Source organism: Leifsonia sp. NPDC058248 (genome assembly GCF_042881905.1).
Classification (GTDB): domain Bacteria; phylum Actinomycetota; class Actinomycetes; order Actinomycetales; family Microbacteriaceae; genus Leifsonia.
The window spans coordinates 1-3,098 of the sequence record NZ_JBHVXB010000021.1 but is presented as its reverse complement, the minus strand read 5'-3'; the positions used below and the strand labels follow the sequence as shown (position 1 = coordinate 3,098).

The 3,098-nt window shown below is 57.9% G+C and carries 2 protein-coding genes; both read left to right on the top strand.

Annotation, left to right across the window (positions count from 1 at the left end):
• Positions 1-647: phosphotransferase family protein (locus ACFVV5_RS19100; protein ID WP_387247273.1), on the top strand; the 647-nt coding region annotated here is incomplete at its 5' end.
• A 1,953-nt stretch (positions 648-2,600) separates the two neighbouring features.
• Positions 2,601-2,909 (top strand): hypothetical protein, encoded by a 309-nt coding sequence (locus tag ACFVV5_RS19095; protein ID WP_387247271.1) that lies wholly within the window; start codon positions 2,601-2,603, stop codon positions 2,907-2,909.
• Positions 2,910-3,098: the final 189 nt, after the last annotated feature.

Sequence of the window (3,098 nt, the reverse complement as noted above, 5' to 3'; positions counted from 1 at the left end):
TTGTGAAGGGTCTCCGCCTTGATCACCGAAGGTTGTGGACCCAACGGCGAGAAGCCGAGATTGCCCCCTACCTGGAAGGCATCGCGCCCGCCCTGCTGTGGCGGATTGAGGGTGCCGGCTGGGACCTCAACGGCTTTGAGGACATTGAGGGCCGCCATGTCGACTACTCTCCCGGGTCCTCAGACCTGCCGCGGATTGTGCAGTTGCTGACTCGGCTGTCACAAGTCAAGGCACCAGCCTTGGGCCTCCGAAGCATGGTAGATCGGATGCAGCATTATTCAGGAAAGGCGGAATTGTTTGAAGGGGCGGCGCTTCTTCATACGGACTGGTTTCCTACAAATGTCCTCGTAGACCGCACCCAAAATGTTTGGGTTGTGGATTGGGCATGGGCGGCTACAGGTGCGCCGTGGATCGACACGGCTCTGTGGATTGTCTGGCTTATCAAAGCTGGACACACACCGGAAGAAGCCGAGGAATGGGGCAATGACGTGCCGGCCTTCCAAGAGGCGTCCAAAATGGCTGTGGCAGCCTTCGCGGAAGCCACTGTCAACGTGTGGTCGGAAATCACGGCAAATGAGCCGGAGACCTGGATGCTGGGCATGCTTGAGGCCGCCCGCGCATGGGCGGCATACCGGCCTTTCCTTTGAGCTGAACGAGAATCCACGGCTCCACCTCCCTTGAAGGGGGTGGAGCCTTCGTCTGTCATGAGTCAGTGAGGCGGGGTATAGAGCAACCCCGCCATAGATAACGTACGTGTCCTGTGGGGGCATCCGGGACGCTGGTGTGAGCGAGCCCACCAATATTGTTGTTACCGCAGCCAAGTGAGGCAACATTAGGGGCCCTCGGGCAGCCTGGTGGAGGCCGCGGTGAGGTGTGCCGGCTGTCGTGTAGCGTCTGAGAGGGCTCAGCTTGTGCCCTTGTGAAGATGATGAAACCCGTACACGATGGAAGGAAGGCGCCCCTGCGGTCCTCGTAGGTTCATTTTCGTTATATTACCCCCGCATGTATGCATCACATGGGGTGCGGTAACATTAATTACTTGTGCGCTTGTGAATGATAATGATGCATCACTGAATTGGTGCATAAATAGAGGCTCGGAATCGATTGCCGGCTGACGGGTCATCAGGTAAGACAAGTGACTGCTCATTAGTTGCACATCATTTTCATGTGATGCCCAATCAGCACCATGCCCAATGACTGACGTCACATCAGATTGAGCATTGAGGCTCTCTGATGCATAGTCACATTGTGGTCTGCGTCACCCACGTATCAGACATAAAGACCCATAGTGCATACCTGATAGTCAGTCAGATACCAATATGCAAGGTAGTTGCATAAATGGGTATGGGTAGGTATGCCCGAATGACAGGGCGTCAGATAGTGGAATGCAGGCGCCAGAAATACCCAAGGCTAGGTAAAGTAGCTGGGGTGCAGAATGGGGCACAGTGGGCACCAAGGTAAAGCGTTAGTCAATTACTTGCTTCCCGTGATGACGCCTTTTTGTGCCTTAATGTCCCTTTAGTTAGTGGCGAGCGCATACCCTCTGACCTGCGGTTTAGCGCTGCCCAACGTGTGCGCGTGCGTCTCCTGAATCAAGCTCATGTCTCTACTTGCTTCCCGTGATGAATCCGGGCAGTGTCCTCCCGGTCAGCGACCGCCCCGCCGAACGGGGCGGTCAGGTGAGGAGGGAAAGCAAATGAACGCACGGGACCCACCACCCAAAGCGCGGGTGAGTGTCCATCACTCACCGGGCCCGTATCGGCCCTGATGGCGTCAATGGCGGCCTATACCGACCGACCCGACGGATACCTACTCAGACGCGTAAGGCGCCTTTAGGCGGCCTCGTATCCACCTTGACAACTCCATACCAAAGCACTTGCACCCCTAAGCGAATACAGGGTGTCTCCCACAGTGCCGAGCGAGTCTGAGAGCTTGCCATCAACGGCTGTGAGCGCGAAAGCGTCGGGTAGTGCTGAGGAAACGAAGATGCCAACTGAGATTGCCTACGGCTCACACACTCAACTGATGTGACAAGGGGCGGCCGAGGTTAGGTGACTGATACTCACCAAACCTACTGTGCGCCTCTCTAAGCGTCTCCGAGTGAGTGAGTCGGGGGGAGTGTCAGACAGGCACTCACAAGGGCCCACACGGGCCGCACAGACCCTGAGGGGTAGTTATGACGGTAGCTACAGAGTCCCGGTCAAGTAGGCGTGAGCGGGGGCTGATTCCCCTTAACACGTTCTCGTTCCACCAGGACTACAGCAACCATGACCGGTTCAAGGTCAGCATCTCGGATGGTGGAGCGCCATTCGTCTATGAGGTACGAGCGTGGGGGAACATGCTTCGCTCGGTCAACGCGTTCACGGAATCCATTGCGCACCCCGGAGTGTGCCAGCGCACCCGCGTTGACATCTTCCGCACGGGATATGCGCTGGTGAACGGCATGAACGTTCGTGTCAGTCCCATTGGGTAGCTAGGCCGGCAACGGCACAGCCCTGCCCTCTCTCGTAGGGGAGTCGGGTGTACGGCGAATAGGGATGCTCTCCGTACACCCTCTCACCCATTACGACAGACGTAGTGGAGTAAGGAGAGGAACAAACGTGTCTGACAACTTCTGGGCCGTCATACGGGCCCAACTGGGTGAGCTGAAATCGGCTCAGTCTGCGGATGACGTGATCCGCATTCTCGCTCACGACCGCAACCCCTACGGCCCTAACTGGGAAGGGGCGGACGGTGACGCGTTCTTCGCCGGATCGGGCGGGGACTACAGCGTGTGGGACTCCCTTGACGATGCCGGATGGAGGCAGATTTGGGCCGAGTGGCATGGCCACTTCGCCATGCGCGCTCCGGACGGGTCTGCCATCACGTACGTGGAGGGTGACATTTACCGGGGGGACCAGCGTGCCTAAGACAGCTCAGATGGTTGCCACGGTGGGGCAGAGCGAGACCACACACGCTATTCGTGGCAAGTACCGCTATGACCGCACGGACAACCGCACGATGTGCAACCGTCCAACCTCTGGTGTTCAGAGCACGCAGTCCGGTGCGGAAATCGACGTCACGTGCAAGGTGTGCCAGGAGTCGGGACCGCGCTGGAT